We start from the raw sequence: 21313 nt of genomic DNA, 5'->3' as shown, positions 1-21313 counted from the left end.
AGGCATTGCCCCTGATATGAATCAAATACGCGCGCGACAGGGCGCAGTCCAACGCAAGCCATCAAGCGGCCTCAGCGGCCATCTCGGCCGATACCCGGTCAGGACGCGCCGCGTTCTGCTTCGTCAATCAGCCCGCGCACCCAGCGCGTGACCAGCCAATTGACCGGTAGGCCAAGTGGCCAACAGAGCATCAGCGCCGTGACAGGCGGCATCGCGGGCCACCCCAAGGCTTGCCCCATCAATGCCAGCATGAAGAGATTGATCGCCACCGCCAGTGCCGTGAACGGGTAGAGCAGCAGGAAAAGCCGCGCGCGCCTCATGCCGGCACCTGTGCCCGCGCCAGACTGCGCGCCACCAGCGCCGCCGCCCCCGGCGCACAGCCGATCGGCTCCAGCAACACACCCTGAAACTCCGCCAGATCCAGCGCCTCGGGAATATCGTCCAGAACATGCCCGCCCTTGGCGGCAAAGAACGGCAGGCAAATCGCCCGCGTGCCCAGATCGAACGCCTGATCCGCCAGATAGGGCGGTTCCTCGACAAATCCCACCCGCAGCTCCGCCACGGGCAAAAGCTGGCCCAGGGCTGCGGCAAACGCTTGCGTGTCCCGCGCCGTCTGCGTGCTGCGCCCCGATCCATGCGCGGCCAGAAACACCCGCACCTCCGGCGCGTGCCAGCCCTGTGCGGTCATCTCGTCGGTCAAGAGCGCCGCCGCCAGCCCCGGCAATCCAGGGTCCAGACCAAAGGGCGGCAAGACCACCGCGCGCGACCCCTCCAGCCGCTGCACCAACGCCTCTCCGGTGAACCAGCCCCCGGTCATGAAATAGGGGAAAATCCGCGCGCCTGCCCCGGCATCGGCCAGCGCCGCCTCCAGCGCGCCGGGCTTGGCCAGGGTGGCCGATCCCACATGCCAGCCGGGCAGGGACCGCGCCACCTCGGCGGCAAATCCTGCCAGCGCCGCCTCTGCCGGGTCCGGGTCCGAGGGCTGGCCGTGGCTTACGATGATGGCTGCGGGTTTAATGGCTGGTTCCTTCCGAGAATGTAATCTTGTTAAAGACATTGTATTTCCCCGAGGGCTTGCGCATCGGCAGCCGGGTCACTTCCTCCAGCGTGGCCGCATCGTAGACGATCACCGCGCCGTCGTCCTCCCAGATGGACACCAAGGCATAGCGCCCGTCGCGGGTGAATTCCACATGCGCCACCGTGGCCCCCGGCTCTGGCTGCAATGTGCGCACGATTTCAAGGCTTTGCTTGTCGATCACATGCATGACATCCTTGTTCGGGCCAAAGAACACATCCGCCCAGAAATAGGGCGAATTCTCGTGGCTGCGCAGGAAAAAACCCGGCCCCTCGGTGGCGATGGTCTTGATCACGCTCCAGTCATTCGTATCGATGATCGACAACACGCCCTCTTTCAGATGCGGTGTCGCCATCACCCGATGGCCATTGCGCTCCCATGAAATGCCCGATCCCAGATGTGGCATACCGGGCAGCGGCAATTCGGCAATCTCGCGGCCCACGTTGAGGTTGACCACCACGCCGCGTTCGGAATCGCGCGTGGCCCCGATCAGATGCCGGTAATCATCCGAGAAAAAGAAGTCATCCAGCGGCTCGCGCACCTCGATCCGGCGGCGCGCGAACAGGCCTTGGGACGAGGGTAGCGCCTCGACCATGCCCTTCTCGCGGCTATGGACAAATCCCTCATAGACCGGCTCTGCCTCCGGGTCGGTCGCCACCTCCCAGATTTCGGGCACATCCTTGAGCGCCAGCACGAAACTGTCGCGCTGCGGCACCTGATAGACCGCCGAAACGCGGCTTGGGGTGCCATCCGCGCCGATCACCGGCATCACGCGCGCCACGCTCAGATCCTCGGTCGACAACAGCGTCAGCGTCATCGGCAGGTAATTCGCCACCGCCAGCCATTTGCCATCGGCGCTCATCGCGATGTTGCGGCTGTTGAGGCCTGCGCGCACCCGCCCCACCTGTTTGAGCGACCAGATATCGTATTTCTGCACCCAGCCATCGCGCGACATGATGAACACATAGCGCCCCTCGGGGCTGAACTTTGGCCCGCCATGCACGGCAAATGGCGTCTCGAACCGGTCCAGCACCGCGAATGTGTCGCCATCCAGAACGCTGACATGATGGTCGCCGGTTTCCACGACCAGCGTGATATTGAGCGGATCGGCGGTAAACACCGGCGCTTCGGCGGCGTGATACTCGGGGTCGAACCACCGCGTCGCCTCGATGTCCTCGGCCTCCCACACCGGCGCCTGCGCTAAAGGTGTGTGCAACCATTCGGCCAGTGCTGCCAGATCCTCGTCGCTCAGCGCATCGCCGAAACCGGGCATCTGCGTCGCCGCCCGCCCCTTGGCGATCACCTCGATCAGGTTGGGCCCGCGCATCCGCCCCAAACTCTCGGGGATGAGCGCAGGCCCCTGACCACCCAGCCGCGCCACCCCGTGACACTCGGCGCAGGCGTCGCGGTAAATCTGCGCTGGATCGGCCATCGCCACACCTGCGCTCATCATGAGAATGCTAGATAAAACGGTGAACCGGATCATGTCTCTTGCCTCGGAATGGGGTCACGGTCAGCCGGGCTTGGGCGCTTTCCACCCCAATCTCGGCATCACTCAGGTAACAGGCCGGGTCCTCGGCCCAGGGGTCGCCGGTCAGTTGCAGCGCCCGAATACGGGTGTTGCCGCCGCACACTGCGCGAAACGCACAGTCCCCACACCGCCCCTTGAGAGGGCGCGGACGTTGCCGCAACTGCGCCAGCATCGGATCGCTTCCGGTCCATATCTCGGAAAATTTGGCGGTTTTCACATTGCCCACCGTGTAATCCGACCAATAGGTATCGGGATGCACCCGCCCCAGCGTGTCGATATTGGCCACGCCCAAGCCCGACGAATTGCCGCCCCAGGCCTCCAGATGTGCGCGCAGATGCGCCACCCGCTCCGCCTCGAAATGCCGCGCCGCCCAATGCAGCAGGTAAACCGCATCGGCATCGTTGTTGCCGGTGACAATATCCAGCGGTGCATCCTCCGCCGCCGCCACCCAAGCCCGGTCGATCAACGCATCCAGCGCCTGCCGTGTGTGGCGATGCATCGCATCCTCGCCCCGGTTCTTGTCGCCGCGCCCCGCATAGACCAGATGTGAGAGGTAAAACTTGTCCACCCCCTCATCATCGCAAAGCCGCAACAAATCCGTCAGTTGCGGCGCGTTATCGCGCGTCAGCGTGAACCGCAGCCCCACCTTGATGCCCCGCGCCTTGCAGGCCCGTACCCCGCGCAACGCATCTGCAAAGGCCCCCTCGACCCCGCGAAACCAGTCATTCGTCGACCCAACCCCGTCAATCGAGATGCCCACGTAATCAAATCCGATCTCGGCCACGCGGTCGGCGGTCTCGCCATGGATCTTGGTGCCGTTCGTGCTCAGCGCCAGCATCCGCACCCGCTTGCGCGCCTCTGCGGCGATTTCGAACAGATCGCGCCGGTCCAGCGGCTCTCCCCCCGACAGGATCAGCGCCGGAATGCCGAAATCCCCCAGATCGGCCAGTGTCGCCATCGCCTGATCGTGGCTCAACTCGCCCGGAAAATCCACATCTGCCGACACCGTGTAGCAATGCCGACATTTCAGATTGCAGCGCCGGGTCAGGTTCCAGATCACCACCGGCTTGACCGGCCCGGCCCCCCTGCGGCGCAGCGGCGTGGGATTGACCAGTTGATGCATATATTCGGTGAGACGAAACATCTCAGCCCTCCTTGGGCCGCAGTCGCAGCCCGGTTTTCTTGAGAATCCGTGTGGAATAGAGAATGTCATGCGCCCGGCACGCCGGACCCAAGAGCGCGGCAATCGCCTGCCGCTTGTCTTCGACGGCCTCCCGGCTTGCGCCATGGATCATGGCAAAGAGATTATAGCGCCACGCGGGCAGGGCGCGCGGGCGCTCATAACAATGGCTCACATAGTCGAGCGCGCCGACCAGCGTCCCCAACTCGGCGATCTGCCCGTCCTCGACATCCCAGACCGACATGCCATTGGCCACCATGCCCAAGGCATAATGATTGGGGGCCACGGCAATGCGCCGGATGACACCCTGCGCCTGCATCTCGCGCAGCCGCGCGCAGAGCACGTCCTCTTTCATCCCCAACCCTGCCGCGACGGCAGCATAGGGCGCAGGCACCAAGGGCAGCCCCCCTTGCGTGGCTGCGATGATCCGGCGGTCTGTGGCGTCAATCGTCATGCGGCTACCCTGAATCCGATGAAAAACTCCCTGAGCTTGGGGAAACGGTGCACGCGCAGCCCCGTTTCCCGCTCAAGCTCCGATGCCACCCCGGCAATCTCTCCCTCGGTTTCCGTGGCCAGAACGAACCACATGTTCAGCCGGTGTGTGCGTTGATAATTATGCGCCACCTCCGGGCGCGCATTGACTTTTGTCACGACCGCGTCGAATTCCGCCTCAGGCACCGCCATGGCACAGAGGCAAAACGCCCCGCCCATCGCCTCGGCATCGTAAAACGGGCCAAAGCGCGTGATCACGCCCTCCGCCTGCATCCGCTCCAGCCGCGCAACGAGATCGCAACCGCTCAAGCCCAGTTCCGCACCCACCGCCTCAAAGGGGTGCGGCACGATGGGAAACCCCTCTTGCAGCCGGTTCAATATCCGCCGGTCCATCGCATCGAGCGTCATGCAAGGCTCCTTTCATCCGCCACCATCGCCCCGGTCTGCTTGAAACACCGGCTGGAAAACAGCGCCAGATGCGGCACATCCCGCAGCGCGGGCAGGGCGGCGGCGCACTCCAGATCCGCCAACGCTTGCGCCCGGCTCTGGGCATGGATCATGGAATAGAGCCGATAGGGCCAGACCCCCTCAACCGGCCGCCGCTCATAGCAGAGCGTGACACCGGGGCTCGCCGCCAATTGCGGCCCGGCCTCGGTGATTGCCTCAGAGGGCAGATCCCAGACCACCATCGCATTGGCCCGCCAGCCCAACGCCCGGTGCCGCACGATGACACCAAACCGCGCGATGATCCGCGCCGCACTCAGCGCACGGATACGCGCCATCACCTCGGCCTCGCTTTGCCCCAACCGGGCTGCCAGCCTCTCATAAGGCTGCGCCTCGAACGCCAGACCCTCGGTCAGCGCCTGCACCAACGCCCGGTCGCCAGCGCGCAAAACTGCCAGATCAGGGGCCGCCACCTGCGGCACCCGTGCCCGCGCCCCGCGCAGACAAAACCCCAAATCAAGGTTGAAAGGGCGCACCAAGGGCAGATCCAGCACCCGCAACCGGCTGCGCGCGCCAATCCGCGCCAGCGCCCGGTCGATATGCGCCCGGTCCGGCCCCGTGGCCACGAACCACAGATTCCAGCGGTTTTCGCGCAAGTAGGAGTGGTTCACCCCCGGCTCCGCGCCGATGATGGCCGCCACCTCGTCAATCCGCGCCTCCGGTGCTGCCACGGCCGCGAGCGTGCTGGCCGACAGCGTGTTGGGCGTGACCGTGGCCCCCACCCGCGTGATCTGCCCCGCCGCGCGCTTTGCGCGCAGCCGCGCGATCACATCCGCTTCCGTGGTGCCAAGGCTCTGCGCCAACACCCCATAGGGGCGCGTGGCCACCGGGAAATCGCGCTGCCAGTCGTTCAAGAGCGCCCGGTCAATCGGATCGGCAAAATGCTCCATCGCTCACAACCCCGTCTTATGCGCCCGCGCGGTAAAGAAAATACCCGACGGGCTGTCGGCTTCGATCTCGCGCAGCTTCTCAAAGGTCTCGGTGTCATAGACCATGACCCGCCCCGCATCGCGCACCGACAGCCAGACCTCGTGACCGCGCGGCGTAAACTCCATATGCAGCACGCCGGGACCGGGCTTGAATTCATGGATCACCTGCTTGCTCAGCGTATCGATCACCTGAATCGTGTCATTCAACGGATGCGCGAAATTTACCCAGACCTGCCGCCCATCGGGGCGCGCCATGGCAAAGACCGGCTGGCCATAGACCGCCGTGCGCCCGCTTTCCTCCAGACTGCGCGCATCGACCCACAGCACCTCATGCTGCCCCATGGCAGGCAGGGCAAAATCCGTCCCCGCCAGCGCCCAGCCCTCCAGATGCGGCATCTTGTAGACCGGCAGCCCCGCGCGTCCCTCGGCATAACCGGGCAGGATGGGCTTGGGCTGCGGCGGATCTTGCCAGAGGTCCAGCGCGGTCAGATGATCCGCACCGAACAGCCCCGCGATATAGGTCCGCCCATCGCCAGTGACGAGCGCATCATAGGGGTTTTCCCCCATGCCCGTGATCTTGGTGATCTGCGGTGCCTTGCCCGACAGGTCGGCAATCCATGTCTCACCCTGATCCCACAGCGAAAAGACAAAGCGCGTGCCGGGAATATCCACCAAACCGATGGTCTTGCCGCCGGTGGGAATATCCGCGACCGGTGCCAGCGTGTCTGCATCGAATACCCGCACGCCGCCCGGCTCATAATTCGACACCGCCACATAGCGGCCATCGTCCGAAATCGCCCCGCCGATGGAATTCCCGGCCTGCATGACCCGCGCCACGATGCGCCGCTCCAGAATATCGACCTTGGTCAATCCGCCATCGCGGCCAAAGACATAGGCAAACCGCTCGTCAGGGGAATAGACAAGGCTCGCATGGCTCAGATCGCCCAGGCCCTCGATCCGGCCCAGCGCCGCGCGCTCGGATTGATCCACCACCAAGAGCGCTCCGCTGGCGCGCTCCACCACCAACCCCAGATCTCCCGTGGCCTGCGCCGCCACTCCGCTGGCCAGTACCGAGGCCAGCAAAAATGCCAGCCCCCCCAACCCACGCCGCACCGCCCGTTCATCTGGCCCGAAATACCTCGGGGGGGTCGCCCGCAGGGCGACGGGGGCAGCGCCCCCAAGAAAACGCGCGATCCGGCTCATTCGTCCTCTCCTTTCAACAGGTAATCGGCAATCCACGCCGCCTCCGCCGCGCTCAGCAAAGGCCGCCAGGGTGGCATCGGCGTGCCGGGGATCCCGTCCAGAATGACGGCTTGCAGGCTCTCCCGGTCGTGATGCCCCAGCGATACGGCGCGAATATCCGGCCCCAACCCGCCTTTCAGGCTCAGCCCATGGCACGAGCCGCAATCCTGATGCACCAGCCGCGCGAGGGCCTGCGCGTCCGGCTCGGCCCATGCCGGTGCGCCCAGCAGCGCCAGCAAGAGGGCAAGCCTATTCACCGGCCATCACCTCCGGCAATTCCAGCGGCAAATCCATCGGCACCGCCGCACCCTGATAGAGCGAGACCACATGCCCGATCACAAAGAGCACCGGCGCGGGCAAGGGCCGTTCGGCCATCTCCAGCCCGATCCGATCAAGCCGCGACAGATGCCGCAGCTCGCGCGGCGTGGTGACATGCGCCACCGCCAGAACCGGCAGCGCACCGGGCAGCCCCGCGCGCATCAGCTTCAACGCGATTTCCGCGATATTGGCCGCCCCCATATAGACCACCAGCGTGGTCTCTTCATCGGCAAGGCTCGCCCAGTCGAGATCGAGTTTCGCCCCCTGCGCCCGGTGCCCGGTGACATAGCGCACGCCCGTGGCCAGCCCCCGATGCGTGAGTGGCACGCCGGTCGCGGCGGCCATACCCTGAGCGGCGGTGATGCCCGGCGCATAGTCCACCGCAATGCCGCGTGCCTGCAAATACGCCGCCTCCTCCGAACCGCGGCCAAAGATCAGCGGATCTCCCCCCTTGAGCCGCGCCACGATCCGCCCTTCAAGGGCAAGGTCCGCAAGAATTTCATTGATGCGCCCCTGTGGCACCGTATGGCATCCCGGTGCCTTGCCCACCGGCACAAGCCGTGCCGATGCAGGCGCCAAGGCCAGGATTTCAGGGCTGACCAGCCGGTCATAGACCACCGCTTCCGCCTCTTGCAGCATCTGCAGCGCGCGCAGCGTCATCAGGTCCACCGCCCCCGGCCCTGCGCCGATCAGATGGACTTTGCCTGTGGGTGTCATGGGGATGGCTCCTTGGCTGGACAATTCTGGCTGAGGGTCCGGGGGCCCGCCCTCACAGGCCCCCGGCACTGGCCCGCGTCAGTAGACGTCGGCGCGGGTGTTATAGACGTTGAACTTGCCCGTCGGCGTGATCAGGCGCTCGTCCTTGATCACATGCTTGAGCTCCAGCGTCTTGTCATCGACCACGACGATGGCCGATTGCAGGTCCTTGGCATTCCAGACCGAGAACCAGATTTCATCGCCGGCCTTGTTGTATTCGCCCTGCACGACGCGGGGCTGGCCTTCGGTGATGCCTGCCCACTCGACCAGCGGCAGCACGGTGAATTGCGGCTCTTCCTGCCCCAGCTCATCGATCTTGAACACCGCGACCGCGCCCGAGATTTCCGCATCGGGATTGAGCGGCGCATCGACATAGAGGTGATTGGAGTTGGGATGCGTTTTCACGAACAGCGACCCGCCCCCCATCGCGTAAAGCTGCTGCACCATCTTCCAGGCCTGATCGGGATGACCCTCGGGATCGGTGCCGATCAGCGCCACCGTATCATCGCCCAGATGCGAGGTGGCCCAGACCGGGCCGTGAACCGGATGGTTGATATTGGCCCCGCGTCCCGGATGCGGCGTCAGACCCTCGGTCTCGATGATCGCCTCCAGATCGCCCTCCTTGGTGTCGATCACCGCCACCTTGTTGCGCGCATTGGCAGCGGTCAGGAAATACCGCTTGGTGCTGTCAAGCCCGCCATCATGCAGGAACCGCTCGGCCTCGATCTCTGTCACCTTGAGGTTCTTGATGTCCGAATAATCGACCATCAGGATCATCCCGGTTTCCTTGACGTTGACGATGAATTCGGGCCGGTAATGCGAACTCAGGATCGCGGCCACGCGCGGCTCGGGGTGAAAGGTCTGCTCGTCATAGATCATGCCACGGGTGGATTTGATCTTGAGCGGCTCCAGCGTGTCGCCATCCATGATCACGAATTGCGGCGGCCAATAGGCTCCGGCAATGGCGTATTTGTCCTCGTAGCCCTCCATTTTCGAGGTCTCGACTGACCGCGCCTCGGCCCCGACCTTGATTTCGGCGACGGTGGCGGGGGTCTCCATCCACAAATCAATCATGTTGATCTTGGCATCGCGCCCGATCACAAAGAGATACCGGCCCGAGGCTGAAATCCGGCTGATATGCACCGCATAGCCGGTTTCGATGATGGCCTTGATCTCATAGCTCGCGCCGTCGATCAGGGCGATTTGCCCGGCATCGCGCAAGGTCACCGAAAAGAGGTTGTCGATGTCAATGTCGTTCATCTTTTCCTTGGGCCGGTCTTCGGGCGCGATATGCACCTTCCAGCTTGCCTTCATCTCGGGCATGCCGAATTCCGGTGGCACAGCCGGATCGAGCAGGATGTAACGCGCCATCATGTCGACCTCTTCCTCGCTGAGGTCCCCCGAGGTGCCCCAGTTGGGCATGCCCGCAGGCGAGCCATAGGTGATGAAGTCGCGCAGGTATTCATACCCGTTCTCGCGGGTCAGGTCCGGCGTCAGCGCCTTGCCGGTGGCCCCTTTGCGCAACACGCCGTGACACCCGGCGCAGCGCTCGAAATAGATCGTGTTGGCCTTTTGATATTCTTCCTGCGTCATCACCGGATCGCCCGGCTTGCGCCCCGGTATCTCGACCTTGAGCTGGCCGAGCGTGGTCATCGACGGCTCGTAGGCGGCAGAGGGGCCCTCGGCATGAGAGGCATCCTGCGCCATCGCGCCAGTGCTTGCGAGCGCCATGGCAATCGCAGCCCCTGAAATCAGGGTCGCGCGCCAACTGGCTTGTCTGGGTTTCATGTGATTCACTCCATTCCGCTGGTGAGGCTCCTTTAGAATGGCGCAGAGCGGCCACAGGACCCTTGACCAAAGTCAACGCAGCAGCAGGAAATTCAGGCCGGGTCCGGGGGCGCTGCCCCCGACGCCGCTGCGCGGCTCCCCCCGAGGTATTTTCGGCCAGATGAAAGCCTGCGCGCCGTTGACAATAGTCAAGGAGTGCCCCGCCCGGCGCGCGCATGCTGGCCCCAGTCGCAGTTACGCGCAAAGGAGAATCGCATGCGCGAAGTCATGACCAAAAGCATGGCCAGAAATATTTTCTACGGGGGATCGCTGTTCTTTATCCTCATCTTTCTGGGCCTGTCGGTGCATTCGCACTATTACATCACCACCACCTCGACCAATGCCGAGACGCTCACCGAGAGCGTTGCTCTTGGCAAGAAGGTCTGGGAGGACAAGACCTGCATCAACTGTCACTCGATCATGGGCGAGGGCGCTTACTTTGCTCCCGAACTGGCCAATGTCACGACCCGCTGGGGCGTGGCCGATGATCCAGAGGCGGCCTACGAGATGCTTGACGGCTGGATCAAGGCCCAGCCCTCGGGCGTCGAGGGCCGCCGCCAGATGCCCTATTTCGACCTGACCGAAGAAGAAACCCGCGGCCTCGCCGATTTCCTGCTCTGGGTCGATTCCATCGACGCACAGGGCTGGCCGCCCAATGACGCGGGCTGAGAAAGGATCACAGCCATGAAATATCAATCACAGAAAATCGCGCTGGCCTATTTCGCCGTGGCGCTCGGGCTCTTCCTGATCCAGATCATCGGCGGCCTGCTGGTGGGGTGGGTCTATGTCAGCCCCAATTTCCTGAGCGAGCTGGTGCCCTTCAGCACGCTGCGTATGCTGCACACCAATTCGCTCATCGTCTGGCTCTTGCTGGGGTTCTTCGGTGCCGCCTATTTCCTGATCCCCGAAGAGGCCGAGCGTGAAATCCACTCGACCAAACTCGCCTATCTGCAACTGATCATCCTCGTGGTCGGTACGCTCGGCGTGGTCGTGACCTATCTCTTCAACATCTTCGAGGGCCACTGGCTCTTGGGCAAGGAGGGGCGCGAGTTTCTCGAACAACCGGTCTGGGTCAAGGTGGGCATTGTTGTCGCGGCGCTGATCTTTCTCTTCAACGTGTCGATGACCGTGCTCAAGGGCCGCAAGACCGCGATTTCCAACATCCTGCTCCTGGGCCTCTGGGGTTTGGCGCTGCTCTTTCTCTTTGCCTTTTACAACCCCGAGAACCTCAGCCTCGACAAGCAATACTGGTGGTATGTCGTCCATCTCTGGGTCGAGGGCGTCTGGGAACTGATCATGGCCTCGATCCTGGCCTTCCTGATGCTGAAACTCACCGGGGTTGACCGCGAAGTGGTGGAAAAATGGCTCTATGTCATCGTCGCCGCAGCACTTTTCTCGGGGATCCTCGGCACCGGGCACCATTACTACTGGATCGGCTCGCCGGGGTACTGGCAGTGGATCGGCTCGATTTTCAGCTCACTCGAAGTGATCCCCTTCTTCGGCATGATGGCCTTTGCCTTTGTCATGGTCTGGAAGGGGCGGCGCGATCACCCCAACAAGGCAGCGCTCTTGTGGTCCCTGGGCTGCGCCACGCTGGCCTTCTTTGGGGCGGGGGTCTGGGGCTTTCTGCACACGCTGCACGGGGTCAACTACTATACCCACGGCACGCAGATCACCGCGGCCCATGGCCACCTCGCCTTTTACGGGGCTTATGTCTGCCTCAATATCGCGATCTTCACCTATGCTCTGCCGATCCTGCGGAACCGCGACCCCTACAATCAGGTGCTCAACATGGCCGCCTTCTGGCTGATGTCGGGCGGCATGGTGTTCATGACCTTCACGCTGACCTTCGCGGGCACGGTGCAGACCCATCTGCAACGGGTGATGGGCGAGTATTACATGGATGTGCAGGACCAGATCGCCATCTTCTACTGGATGCGCTTCGGCGCGGGCGTGGTGGTGTTCCTTGGCGTGCTGCTGCTGATCTATGCCCTTGCCATGCCCCGGCGCGAGGTGATCTCGGCCAGCGCATCGGTCGCGGCGGAGTGAGCACCATGGACGGACATATCACCCTGCAAAACGAGGGGGCGGCAACCGCCCCCTTCTACCTCCCCCAAGGCGACGAATGCGCGCTGTTCGAGGCCGCCAGCCACAATGACCTGCCGGTGCTGCTCAAGGGGCCGACGGGCTGTGGCAAGACCCGTTTCGTGGCGCATATGGCCGCCACGCTCGGTCGCCCGCTCTATACGGTCGCCTGTCACGATGACCTCTCGGCGGCGGATCTCATTGGCCGTTACCTGCTCAAGGGCGGCGAAACCGTCTGGGTCGATGGCCCGCTCACCCGCGCCGTGCGCGAAGGGGCGATCTGTTATCTCGACGAGGTGGTCGAGGCGCGCAAGGATGTGACCGTGGTGCTGCATCCGCTGACCGATGACCGCCGCATCCTGCCCATTGACCGCACCGGCGAGGAACTGGAGGCCGCCCCCGGTTTCATGCTCGTGGCGTCCTACAATCCCGGTTATCAGAACATCCTGAAAACGCTGAAACCCTCCACCCGGCAACGCTTTGTCGCGATGGAATTCGACTTTCCCGCCCCCGATCTGGAAACCCGGATCGTGGCGCAGGAATCCGGTCTGGACGAGAGCCGCGCGCGCGCGCTCATACGCCTTGCCGGTAAACTCCGCGCCCTCAAGGGTCAGGATCTGGAAGAGGGGGTCTCGACCCGCCTCGTCATCTATGCCGCGACCCTCATCGCCACGGGGATGCCGATCGAGCGCGCCATCGAGGCCGCGATGATCCAGCCCCTGACCGATGACGCGGACATCAAACGCGGGCTCCTCGATCTTGTCACGGCTGTCTTTGGGTGAGGCATGGCCATGACACGGATTGAAATCGAGCCATGGGAACCCGAAGAAACCGTCGGGAAACTGTGGCACGCTTTTGCCAGCCGCCTCGATGCACCCCTCGTGCATCACGGAGCCGCGGTTGACCTTTCCGAGGTCAGCGGGCGGCTGGCCGTCTTTTTCCGGGGCTTGGGTGGCGGGCATGCGGTGGAAATCCGCGCCACGCCGCCCGAGGTCTCGCAGCACCGCTTGCGGCTGCTGCGCCGCTTGGGCACCGAGGCCGAGATCACGCCGCGCGCCAGCTTTGACGGCGAGGTGCTGCGCCTTCCCGAAACCTTGGCGCTCTTTCCGTCGCGCGCGGCCAATGGCGCGCTCTACCTCTGGCTCACGGCGGCGGTGGCCCATGCACCTGCCCAAGCGATCGACCCCGATCCGCTGCGCGCTGATCTGCTCGGCCTGCGCACCGCCCTGCACATGACCAAGGCCACGCTCACAGCCGCACCCGGTCTCTGCGAGCTTTACGCAGGCCTGGCCCATGTCACGCTACAGTCGCGGCCTCAGCACAGCCTCCCACAGGAGGAGGCCGCGATCGAGGCCGTGATCCGTCACATGCTGGATGATCCCGCGCCGCTCAGCCCCCGCGCCCAGACGCTCCTCGGCATCGTGCAATCGAATGATCTGCCCTGCCTTTCCGCCCCGCGCGGCTATCGCCCGTTCCGCCCGGTCCCGCTCTGGCCCGACCTGCGCGCGCTGGTCCTCTCCGCCCGCGACGAGGTCGAAAGCCGCGATACCGATGGGCCCCCCGAGGAAGGCAGCAACAAGACCCACCGTGCCCGCCGCCGCAAGGCCGATCAGGCGGAACGTCGCGACAGCCTCATCTTGCATAAGTTCGAGGCCATTCTCAGCTGGGCCGAATTTCTCAATCTCAACCGCCGGGTTGACGACGACGATCCCGACAGCGCCAAGAAGGCCGCCGACGACCAAGAGGAAATCGGCCTAGGCCAGATTTCCAAGGCCCCCGCCACCCGCCTCAAGCTGCATCTCGATCTGGCCCCCGAGGATGTGGACCGCGAACGCCTCTCGGGCATCACCCTCTATCCCGAATGGGACACCCGCACCGGGGCCTATCTGCCCGATCATGTGCGTGTCCTGGACAGCGTGGCGCAGCCGGGCACGGCGCAGCCGACCTTTCGCATCGATCCGCAGGCCCGTCGCCGCATCCACCGTGTGCGTCAGCAATTCGAGGCGCTGCGACCGGGGCGTGTCTCGATCCCCGGACAGCTTGACGGCGACGAGTTGGACATCGAGGCCGCCGTGCGCGCCCGGATCGACATTCTCGCCAATGGCACCGGGACCAATCGCATCTGGCGGCAAACCCGCCCGCAGGCCCGCGATCTGGCCGTGTCCATCCTGCTGGATGTCAGCCGCTCGACCGAGAGCGCGGTAGGCGACCGCGCCGTGATCGACATCGAACGCGAGGCCTTGGCCGCTCTCGCCTGGGGGCTGGACGCCTGCGGCGATACCTTCGCCATCAATGCCTTTTCGTCGCTCAAACGCGACCGCGTCTATATCCAGACCTGCAAAGGCTTTGACGATCCGATGGGACCGCTGGTCGAGGACCGCATCGGCGGGTTGCGCCCCGGCTTTTACACCCGTCTGGGGGCGGCGGTGCGCCACGCCTCTCGGGGGCTGGCGGCACAGGGCGGCAAACGCCGCCTGCTTCTGGTGATAACAGACGGTAAACCCAACGATCTCGATCATTACGAAGGCCGCCACGGCATCGAGGATACCGCCATGGCGGTGCGCGAGGCGCGCCGTGCCGGGCAATCGGTCTTTGGCATCACTGTCGACAAGCAGGCTAAGGCGTGGTTCGCGCGGATGTTCGGGCAGGGGAGTTTTCACGTCATCGCCCATCCCGGACGCCTGACCGAGGCGCTACCGATGATCTACCGCGAACTGGTCGGCGCATGAGTGAGACAAGCGTTTTTGACGACCTGCCGGGGGATCTGATGATCTGGGTTCTGATTGTCAGCGAGTTGCTGGTGTTCGGCGCTGGGCTGGCAACCTTTCTGGCCGTGCGCCTCACCGATCCCGAGGGGTTTGCTCTGGCACAGGACATGCTGCACCGCACCGGGGCGGGGCTCAACACCGTGGTTCTGGTAACAAGCGGTGCCTTGGCGGCCCTCGCCCTGCATCTGCGCAAAGCGGCCCGGCGCGGGCCCGCGCGACTGGCGCTGGTCGGAGCGGCGGGCTTGGGCGTGGTCTTTCTGACCATCAAGGGAGCGGAATACGCGGCCAAGGCGAGCGCCGGCATCGGCTGGGACACGCACCCGTTCTTTACCTTTTATTACCTTCTCACCGGCTTTCACGCGGCGCATGTTCTGGCGGGCGTCGTTGTCCTCCTGCTCGTCGCATGGCAGGACACCCCCCGCAATATCGAGGCCGGTGCCGCCTTCTGGCACATGGTCGATCTGGTCTGGGTGCTGCTCTTTCCGGTTCTTTACCTTCTCCGGTGATGGCGATGCTCCGCGATCCTCTCTTGCGCGCGTGGGGCTGGCTGATCGGCCTCAGCCTTTGCTCAACCGGGGTCTCGCTCTGGCATTGGCCCGCCACCCTGACCCCGCTTGCCGGGGCACTCATCCTGACCTTGGGCTGGCTCAAGGCGCGGGTCATCCTCGGGCGCTATCTCGGTCTTGAGGCGGCCCCATTCTGGCGGCGCGGATTCGACATCGCCCTCGCGCTTTTCTGCCTGCTCTTGCTTGGGCTCTATCTGGTCTCAGGACTGCTCTGAAAACCTAACAAAATCGCCTGTAGGTTTGTAAGGTTTGTAAGGTTCAAACTTGGAAATGAACCGCCAAGGCCTCGGGCAGATCGAACTCTTCCAACACCCGCGCGCGCCCGTCCTCCGACATTTTCAGCGCCGTCTTGGTGACGATCCGATCCAGCTTTGCAGGGTCTTGCGACGGGGCAAAAGGCGCGAAATACCACTTGAGAAAGGTGAAACAGATCACATCCTCCAACGCTTGCACCTCCGGGTCGCGTTTGATCCCCTCTTTGCGGATCATTTTCTGAGCGCGATCAACGTCTTGGCTGTCATAACCGGCGTCTTGCATGATCTCGCCCACGCGGGTTGCGTGATGCTTGGCAAGGGTCGTGCGCCACGTCAGATAGCCTGCGCGCCCTTCTGGAAAGTCCTGTCTTTTCAATACCCAACGCTCGATATGCTGGCCCCGCGCGGCAATTTGCAAGGCCTCTGACGCGTTCGGGAACAGCCGGTCACACTCCGCGCTCATTCGCTGCCCATAGAGCCACGCCGCCGGCTCTCCTTCGCGCAAATCCGGGTCATGCCGGTTGGCTGCATCAATCGCGGCAAAGGCAATTTCTATTTTTTTCACAATGCCTTACCCCATGCCTCTGCCGGATCTTGCTCGGCGTAATCGCGCAGGGCCTCGATGTCGTTGATCCGCGCATGTTCGCGCGTGATCGCCACGCCCACGGTTTTCAACTTTGCAAAGGCCCGGCTCAAACTCTCGGGTTTCATCCCAAGACGGCCCGCGATCAGGGCCTTGTCATAGGGCAGGGTGACAACACAGGCACCATCCTCACACGTGCTTAATTTAACAAGGAAATCTGCCACTCTTTGCGCACCGGTCTGCGCCTTGATCTGTTCGACTTGCGCCACCAAATCATGCAGGTGCTGAAAGGTCGAAGCAATCACCGAGATTGCGATCTCAGGCTCATGCTGCAGCATGGAAACAAAGCTGCGCGCAGAAATTTGCAATAGAATACAATCTGTTACAGCCTCGGCGGATACCGGATAGGGCCGCGCGCGAAAGGCGACCGCTTCGCCAAAACTATGGCCACGGGCAAACACATTGACCACCGCCTCATTGCCATTCGGGGCCACCCGATAGAGCTTGACCCATCCCTCAAGCACCACGTGAATGACCTGTGCCGCCTCGCCTTGCAGAAAAACGGTCTCGCCCCGCGCGAAACTGCGCAACGAGGAATCTGCCAAAAGCTTGTCCACAACCGGCTCTGGCATAGACCGCAAGAGTATGGATTCTCTTGCAATATCAAAACTTTCGGCGCGCTTCATGGTTTACCCTGACCTGTTGGCTCGTGGATTGATTGGTCCATTGCACGCCCCCAAATCTCAGGCTTCAGAGGGACGGATTCGGCAGCCTTGAAACCATAGTGCTGGATAAATACTCACTTCTCCAACCGTATCAGGGGCTAAATTGAGGCGTCAAGCGGCGTGAATCGTCAAAATACCGCGCTGTATGTGGGCGTGGTGCGAAACGTCAGAGGTCGACTGCATCTGTTTGGTCAGAGCTTTGGAAATCCCGGGGCCGGGATTGCCTTTCTCTGCGGACTGGCCTTTAGTCCCCTGCAATCGCCGCATGGCGACTGGGTTCATGGAATGGATGAGAGGGAGCAGGACATGGCGCGAACGGTCATTATCGAAAAAGCGGGCGGGGCTGAGGAGTTGAAGCTGGTCGATATCCCGGTGGGAGAGCCGGGACCGGGTGAAATCCGCATTCGCCACATGGCCTGTGGGTTGAATTTTATTGATGTTTATCAACGCACTGGCCTCTATCCGCTCGCCTATCCACATGCCTTGGGAATGGAGGCGGCAGGGATTGTCGAGGCGGTGGGTGAGGGCGTTACCCATCTCAAACCCGGCGACCGCGCCGCCTATGCCGCAACCCCGCCGGGCGCCTATGCCGAGGCGCGGGTTATGCCCGCGTCGCAGGTTTGTCCGCTGCCCGATGGCATTTCGTTTGAAGATGCAGCCTCGATCATGTTGCAGGGGATGACGGTGGAGTATCTCTTTCACCGGGTCTGGCCACTCGAGGCGGGACAGACGGTGCTGTTCCATGCCGCCGCCGGTGGTGTCGGGCTCTTGGCCTGCCAATGGGCACGTTCGGAAGGCATCCGCTTGATAGGGACCGCTGGCACGGACGAGAAATGCCGCCTTGCGATGGAGAATGGCGCGTCGGCCTGCATCAATTACCGCGATGCTGATTTTGTTGCTGAAGTCAAAGCGTTGACCGAAGGCAAGGGCGTGGATGTGGTGATGGATGGGGTGGGCAAGGACACGTTCGATCGCTCGCTCGATTGCCTCAAGCCATTGGGCATGATGATGTCCTTCGGCAATGCCTCTGGCCCGGTTGAGCCGGTGAGCCTGCTCACGCTGGCGGCCAAGGGATCGCTCAAGTTGACGCGCACGACGCTCTTCACCTTTCTTGCCGATCATGCCCGCTGTCAGGACATGGCGCGGCATCTCTTCGACAAGGTCGAGAGTGGCGCGGTCAAGGTCAATATCGGCCAGCGGTTCCCGCTTGATCAGGTCGCAGAGGCGCATCGTGCGTTGGAGGGGCGGCAGACCACAGGTTCGACCATCCTGACCCTCTGATCCTCGATAAGCCCCTCGCCTAGCCGTGATCTGCGCATGGCTTGACGCATGCGCGGCAGAGGCCTAGCGTCTGGCCGCAACAACAACGGCCCGGAAACCGGGCGATACTCAGGGAGTGTAACATGAGAAAGCTGTTGGGAACTGTCCTGACCAGCGCAGCCTTTGCGCTGGTTGGTACCGCGGGGTCTGCCGAGACCTTGCGTATTTTGACCTGGGGCGGCTATGCGCCCGAGTCGGTGGTCGCGGCCTTCAAGGCCGAGACAGGCATCGACGTGGAAGTGACCCTGTCCAACAACGAGGACATGATTTCCAAACTGCGCGCGACCGGCGGCGCAGGTTTTGACCTGGCACAGCCGAGCCAGGACCGTATCCTTGGCCCGCAACAGGAATTCGGCATCTACAAGCCGCTCGACCTCAGCCAAATCGACAAAGAGCAATTCATCGGTGATCTCTATGATGCCTCGGTGGCCGCAACCACGGTGGATGGCGCGGCCTATGGCGTGGCGCATATCTGGGGCGTGTCGGGCTTTGCCGTGGATCGCTCTGTCGCGGGCGATATCAAGACCTATGCCGATCTCTGCTCGGCGGACTATGCAGGCAAGATTTCAATGCGGACCAAGCGGATTGCCCTTCTCGGCTTTGCCTTTGCTGCTGGCGAGGATCCGTTCGCGGCCTATTCCGATCCCGCGAAATACGAGGAAATCATCACCGCTGCCGCCGACGCGATGGGCGAATGCAAGGCCAATGTGAAGGCCTATTGGAGCGGTGCCGACGATTTGTTGGCGATGATGCGCTCGGGCGAGGTTGTGGCGGCAGAGGCGTGGGATGCCACCGGGTTCAAGCTGAATGCCGAGGATTCCAAGTGGAATTTCGTCGCGCCCTCGACAGGCGCCTTGGGCTGGATCGACACTTTCGCCCTTCCCGCAAAGGGCGAGAATGATGCGGCGGCCTATCAGTGGATCAACTTTGTGATGCGCCCTGACATTGCGGCGCAGATTGTCAATCAGGCTGGGTCGTTCTCTGCCTCCAAAGGCTCTGACGAGATGGTCGATCCGGCGTTGCGCGCCGCCTATCAAGAGGCGTTCCCGCCCGAGGTGATTGCCAACATCAAATGGTTCCCGCCGATTCCGGCCGGTCTCGAGGATATCGAGGGCCGTCTGCTCGATCAGATCGTGGCGCAATAACCAATAGGTGACGCGGCGGGTTAACCGCCGCGTCGACCCCGAAAGGTCAATAGACGTGGACAGCTTAGCCGCCGATCTCGAATGCCGTAACCTGATCAAGCGGTTCGGCGCCTTTACTGCTGTGGACGATGTTTCCTTTGCAATTCCAAAGGGATCCTTTTTCTCCATCCTCGGCCCGTCCGGCTGTGGCAAGACCACCTTGCTGAGGATGATGGCCGGATTTGCGCGGCCCGATGCGGGTGATATCCTGATCAAGGGCGCTTCGGTCCTGGATACCCCTCCCAATCGGCGGCCCGTGAACCTTGTGTTTCAGCATCTGGCGCTCTTTCCGATGATGACCGTGGCCGAGAACATCGCCTATGGCCTGCGCCGTCGCGGCACGCGACGCGCCGAGATTGCTCGCGCTGTCGCGGGTGTGCTGGAACGGGTGGGTCTTGCGGATGCCGGACCCAAGCGGATCGACCAGCTCTCGGGTGGACAAAAGCAGCGGATCGCGATTGCGCGGGCGATGGTACTGGACCCGGCGGTTTTGCTGTTGGATGAGCCGTTGGGCGCGCTTGATCTCAAGCTGCGCGAACACATGAAGATCGAACTCAAGCAGTTGCAGCACGAGTTTGGCACGACCTTCGTCTATATTACCCATGACCAATCCGAGGCGATGATGATGTCGGACCGGGTGGCGGTGATGAACGCCGGGCGCTTCGAACAGGTAGGCACGCCAGAGGAGTTGTATTTCCGTCCTCAGACCGCCTTTGTCGCTGGGTTTGTCGGCGATGCCAACCGTCTGCGTGCCAAGGTGATTGCGGCGGATGGCACGGGGTGCAAGCTGGCCACCGATCAGGGTCTGACCCTGACCGCTGCCAACCCCCGGTCGGGCGCGGCCGAGTTGGGCGGCCTGTTCGACATCTTCATTCGTCCCGAATCCATCGCGGTGGGCGTAGCTGCGCAGGACAGCACCAATCGGCTGGAGGCGGTGATCGAGGACGTGCTGTTTAACGGCGCGCAGAGCCGGATTTTGGCGCGCCTGCCCGGGGGCGACGTGATCGAGGCACTCTTGCCGCAATCGGGAGAGGCCGAACCGTTGCGGCGCGGGGCCACTGTCGCGCTCGGGCTTGGCCCGGCGGCGGTCGTGTCCTTTGCGGCGGCGGGGGCGTGATGCGCGAGGGCAAGCTGGTCTTTTGGTTGCTCTTCGCGCCCTTTGCGGCGTGGATCGCGCTCTTGATCGTGATTCCGCATATCGACATGCTGATCCTGTCGCTGCGGGAAAAGGTGGCCCCGCGTGTCTATGAAACCGGCTTTCGCAACTATGCGGATTTCGCGGCAACATGGGTCTATCCTTGGACGCTGCTCCGCACGGTGGTCTTTTCGATCATCGCCACGGTTTTGACATTCCTCATCGGCTTTCCCGTAGCCTATTACATCGCCAAGATCGCGCAGGGCCGCACCAAGGCGGCGCTCTTCATGCTGTGCCTTTTGCCGTTCTGGGTGTCCGAGATCGTGCGCGTGTTTGGCTGGATGCTGCTCTTGCGGGAGACCGGACTGATTTCCAACGCCTTGCAGGGGTTGGGTCTGACCTCCGGGCCCGTCGAGTTGCTCTATAATGACGCGGCCATTCTGATTGGCCTCGTCTATACCTCGATGCTCTTCATGATCGTGCCGCTGATTTCCACCATCGACGGGATGGATGATGCGCTGGTCGAGGCGGGCTATGATCTGGGCGGCAATGGTTGGACTGTGATGACACGGATCGTCATCCCCTATGCCATGCCCGGGATCATCGCAGGCTCTATCGTGGTGTTCATGCTGGCGCTGGGCAATTACCTCACGCCGACCCTCTTGGGGGGCAAGAGCGGACAGTGGTTCACCGCGCAGATCTATTCGCAGTTCATCACCCGCTTCAATTGGGAGTTGGGATCGGCTTTTGGCTTTATCCTTCTGGCCACGTCGAGCGCGCTTGTCTGGCTCTTGCTGCGCCTTTCGGGCCAGTCGCTTTCGAATACGCTGGGGCGCTAG

General features: G+C 63.0%; 23 protein-coding genes. 10 read left to right on the top strand and 13 right to left on the bottom strand.

Features of this window, described 5'->3' with window-relative positions; translation table 11 throughout:
- Positions 1-98 precede the first annotated feature (98 nt).
- The 11 genes from ROSMUC_RS14215 to ROSMUC_RS14165 all read right to left on the bottom strand — a co-directional run bounded on the left by ROSMUC_RS14215 (position 99) and on the right by ROSMUC_RS14165 (position 9815).
- Entirely contained in the window at positions 99-320 is a 222-nt protein-coding gene (locus ROSMUC_RS14215; protein WP_037274462.1) for a hypothetical protein, read from the bottom strand.
- Positions 317-1057 carry a sirohydrochlorin chelatase gene (locus ROSMUC_RS14210; protein ID WP_037274458.1) on the bottom strand — a complete coding sequence of 247 codons (741 nt, stop codon included), beginning with the start codon at positions 1055-1057 and terminating at the stop codon, positions 317-319. The genes ROSMUC_RS14215 and ROSMUC_RS14210 overlap by 4 nt, the downstream gene beginning before the upstream one ends.
- Positions 1014-2561 (bottom strand): nitrite reductase, encoded by a 1548-nt coding sequence (locus ROSMUC_RS14205; protein WP_037274455.1) that lies wholly within the window; start codon positions 2559-2561, stop codon positions 1014-1016. Before ROSMUC_RS14205 ends, ROSMUC_RS14210 begins: the two co-directional genes overlap by 44 nt.
- The gene (gene nirJ, locus ROSMUC_RS14200) at positions 2536-3750 is read right to left on the bottom strand and encodes a heme d1 biosynthesis radical SAM protein NirJ (protein WP_037274452.1); all 1215 of its coding nucleotides are present in this window, start codon (positions 3748-3750) and stop codon (positions 2536-2538) included. The genes ROSMUC_RS14205 and nirJ overlap by 26 nt, the downstream gene beginning before the upstream one ends.
- Before the next feature lies 1 nt (position 3751).
- Positions 3752-4240: a siroheme decarboxylase subunit beta gene (ahbB, locus tag ROSMUC_RS14195; protein WP_037274449.1), complete on the bottom strand. Its 489-nt coding sequence runs from the start codon at positions 4238-4240 to the stop codon at positions 3752-3754.
- A complete protein-coding gene (locus tag ROSMUC_RS14190) occupies positions 4237-4686 on the bottom strand; it encodes an Lrp/AsnC family transcriptional regulator (protein ID WP_037274446.1) in 450 nt (149 codons plus the stop codon). Before ROSMUC_RS14190 ends, ahbB (ROSMUC_RS14195) begins: the two co-directional genes overlap by 4 nt.
- Positions 4683-5672 (bottom strand): siroheme decarboxylase subunit beta, encoded by a 990-nt coding sequence (ahbB, locus tag ROSMUC_RS14185; RefSeq protein WP_037274443.1) that lies wholly within the window; start codon positions 5670-5672, stop codon positions 4683-4685. The genes ROSMUC_RS14190 and ahbB (ROSMUC_RS14185) overlap by 4 nt, the downstream gene beginning before the upstream one ends.
- 3 nt (positions 5673-5675) lie before the next feature.
- Entirely contained in the window at positions 5676-6914 is a 1239-nt protein-coding gene (locus ROSMUC_RS14180) for a cytochrome D1 domain-containing protein (RefSeq protein ID WP_102105969.1), read from the bottom strand.
- Complete coding sequence (locus tag ROSMUC_RS14175) at positions 6911-7210, bottom strand: c-type cytochrome (protein WP_037274441.1); 300 nt, start codon at positions 7208-7210, stop codon at positions 6911-6913. The genes ROSMUC_RS14180 and ROSMUC_RS14175 overlap by 4 nt, the downstream gene beginning before the upstream one ends.
- Positions 7203-7988 (bottom strand): uroporphyrinogen-III C-methyltransferase, encoded by a 786-nt coding sequence (gene cobA, locus ROSMUC_RS14170; protein WP_037274439.1) that lies wholly within the window; start codon positions 7986-7988, stop codon positions 7203-7205. Before cobA ends, ROSMUC_RS14175 begins: the two co-directional genes overlap by 8 nt.
- Before the next feature lie 78 nt (positions 7989-8066).
- Positions 8067-9815 carry a nitrite reductase gene (locus tag ROSMUC_RS14165; protein WP_037274436.1) on the bottom strand — a complete coding sequence of 583 codons (1749 nt, stop codon included), beginning with the start codon at positions 9813-9815 and terminating at the stop codon, positions 8067-8069.
- A gap of 255 nt (positions 9816-10070) precedes the next feature.
- Between ROSMUC_RS14165 and ROSMUC_RS14160 the strand changes: the two genes are divergently transcribed.
- The 6 genes from ROSMUC_RS14160 to ROSMUC_RS14135 are packed head-to-tail and all read left to right on the top strand — an operon-like array spanning position 10071 to position 15488.
- Complete coding sequence (locus tag ROSMUC_RS14160) at positions 10071-10523, top strand: c-type cytochrome (RefSeq protein ID WP_037274434.1); 453 nt, start codon at positions 10071-10073, stop codon at positions 10521-10523.
- Between the two features lie 15 nt (positions 10524-10538).
- On the top strand, positions 10539-11903 hold the full coding sequence (locus tag ROSMUC_RS14155; protein ID WP_037274431.1) for a cbb3-type cytochrome c oxidase subunit I: 1365 nt from the start codon (positions 10539-10541) through the stop codon (positions 11901-11903).
- 5 nt (positions 11904-11908) lie between these two features.
- Positions 11909-12721, top strand: coding sequence for a CbbQ/NirQ/NorQ/GpvN family protein (locus tag ROSMUC_RS14150; protein WP_037274428.1), 813 nt, complete (start codon positions 11909-11911; stop codon positions 12719-12721).
- A gap of 9 nt (positions 12722-12730) precedes the next feature.
- On the top strand, positions 12731-14668 hold the full coding sequence (locus ROSMUC_RS14145) for a nitric oxide reductase activation protein NorD (RefSeq protein WP_037274609.1): 1938 nt from the start codon (positions 12731-12733) through the stop codon (positions 14666-14668).
- Positions 14665-15213, top strand: coding sequence for a cytochrome c oxidase subunit 3 (locus tag ROSMUC_RS14140; protein ID WP_037274425.1), 549 nt, complete (start codon positions 14665-14667; stop codon positions 15211-15213). Before ROSMUC_RS14145 ends, ROSMUC_RS14140 begins: the two co-directional genes overlap by 4 nt.
- A 5-nt stretch (positions 15214-15218) precedes the next feature.
- The gene (locus ROSMUC_RS14135) at positions 15219-15488 is read left to right on the top strand and encodes a hypothetical protein (RefSeq protein WP_037274605.1); all 270 of its coding nucleotides are present in this window, start codon (positions 15219-15221) and stop codon (positions 15486-15488) included.
- 43 nt (positions 15489-15531) lie between these two features.
- Here the strand turns inward: ROSMUC_RS14135 and ROSMUC_RS14130 are convergent, their stop codons facing one another.
- Together ROSMUC_RS14130 and ROSMUC_RS14125 are read right to left on the bottom strand one after the other, a co-directional pair.
- Positions 15532-16092, bottom strand: coding sequence for a DUF4202 domain-containing protein (locus ROSMUC_RS14130; RefSeq protein WP_102105968.1), 561 nt, complete (start codon positions 16090-16092; stop codon positions 15532-15534).
- Positions 16089-16742 (bottom strand): Crp/Fnr family transcriptional regulator, encoded by a 654-nt coding sequence (locus ROSMUC_RS14125; RefSeq protein WP_245875187.1) that lies wholly within the window; start codon positions 16740-16742, stop codon positions 16089-16091. The genes ROSMUC_RS14130 and ROSMUC_RS14125 overlap by 4 nt, the downstream gene beginning before the upstream one ends.
- A 399-nt stretch (positions 16743-17141) precedes the next feature.
- Here ROSMUC_RS14125 and ROSMUC_RS14120 point away from each other — a divergent pair, with 399 nt between their 5' ends.
- The 4 genes from ROSMUC_RS14120 (at position 17142) to ROSMUC_RS14105 (ending at position 21313) form a co-directional block, all read left to right on the top strand.
- Positions 17142-18116: a quinone oxidoreductase family protein gene (locus ROSMUC_RS14120; protein WP_037274603.1), complete on the top strand. Its 975-nt coding sequence runs from the start codon at positions 17142-17144 to the stop codon at positions 18114-18116.
- Positions 18117-18238: 122 nt separating this feature from the next.
- Positions 18239-19300 (top strand): extracellular solute-binding protein, encoded by a 1062-nt coding sequence (locus ROSMUC_RS14115; protein ID WP_037274420.1) that lies wholly within the window; start codon positions 18239-18241, stop codon positions 19298-19300.
- A gap of 55 nt (positions 19301-19355) precedes the next feature.
- A complete protein-coding gene (locus tag ROSMUC_RS14110) occupies positions 19356-20456 on the top strand; it encodes an ABC transporter ATP-binding protein (protein WP_037274419.1) in 1101 nt (366 codons plus the stop codon).
- Complete coding sequence (locus tag ROSMUC_RS14105; RefSeq protein ID WP_037274416.1) at positions 20456-21313, top strand: ABC transporter permease; 858 nt, start codon at positions 20456-20458, stop codon at positions 21311-21313. Before ROSMUC_RS14110 ends, ROSMUC_RS14105 begins: the two co-directional genes overlap by 1 nt.

Origin of the sequence: Roseovarius mucosus DSM 17069 (assembly GCF_000768555.3) — a bacterium.
GTDB classification, from domain to species: domain Bacteria; phylum Pseudomonadota; class Alphaproteobacteria; order Rhodobacterales; family Rhodobacteraceae; genus Roseovarius; species Roseovarius mucosus.
This window is presented reverse-complemented; position numbering and strand designations above follow the sequence as displayed.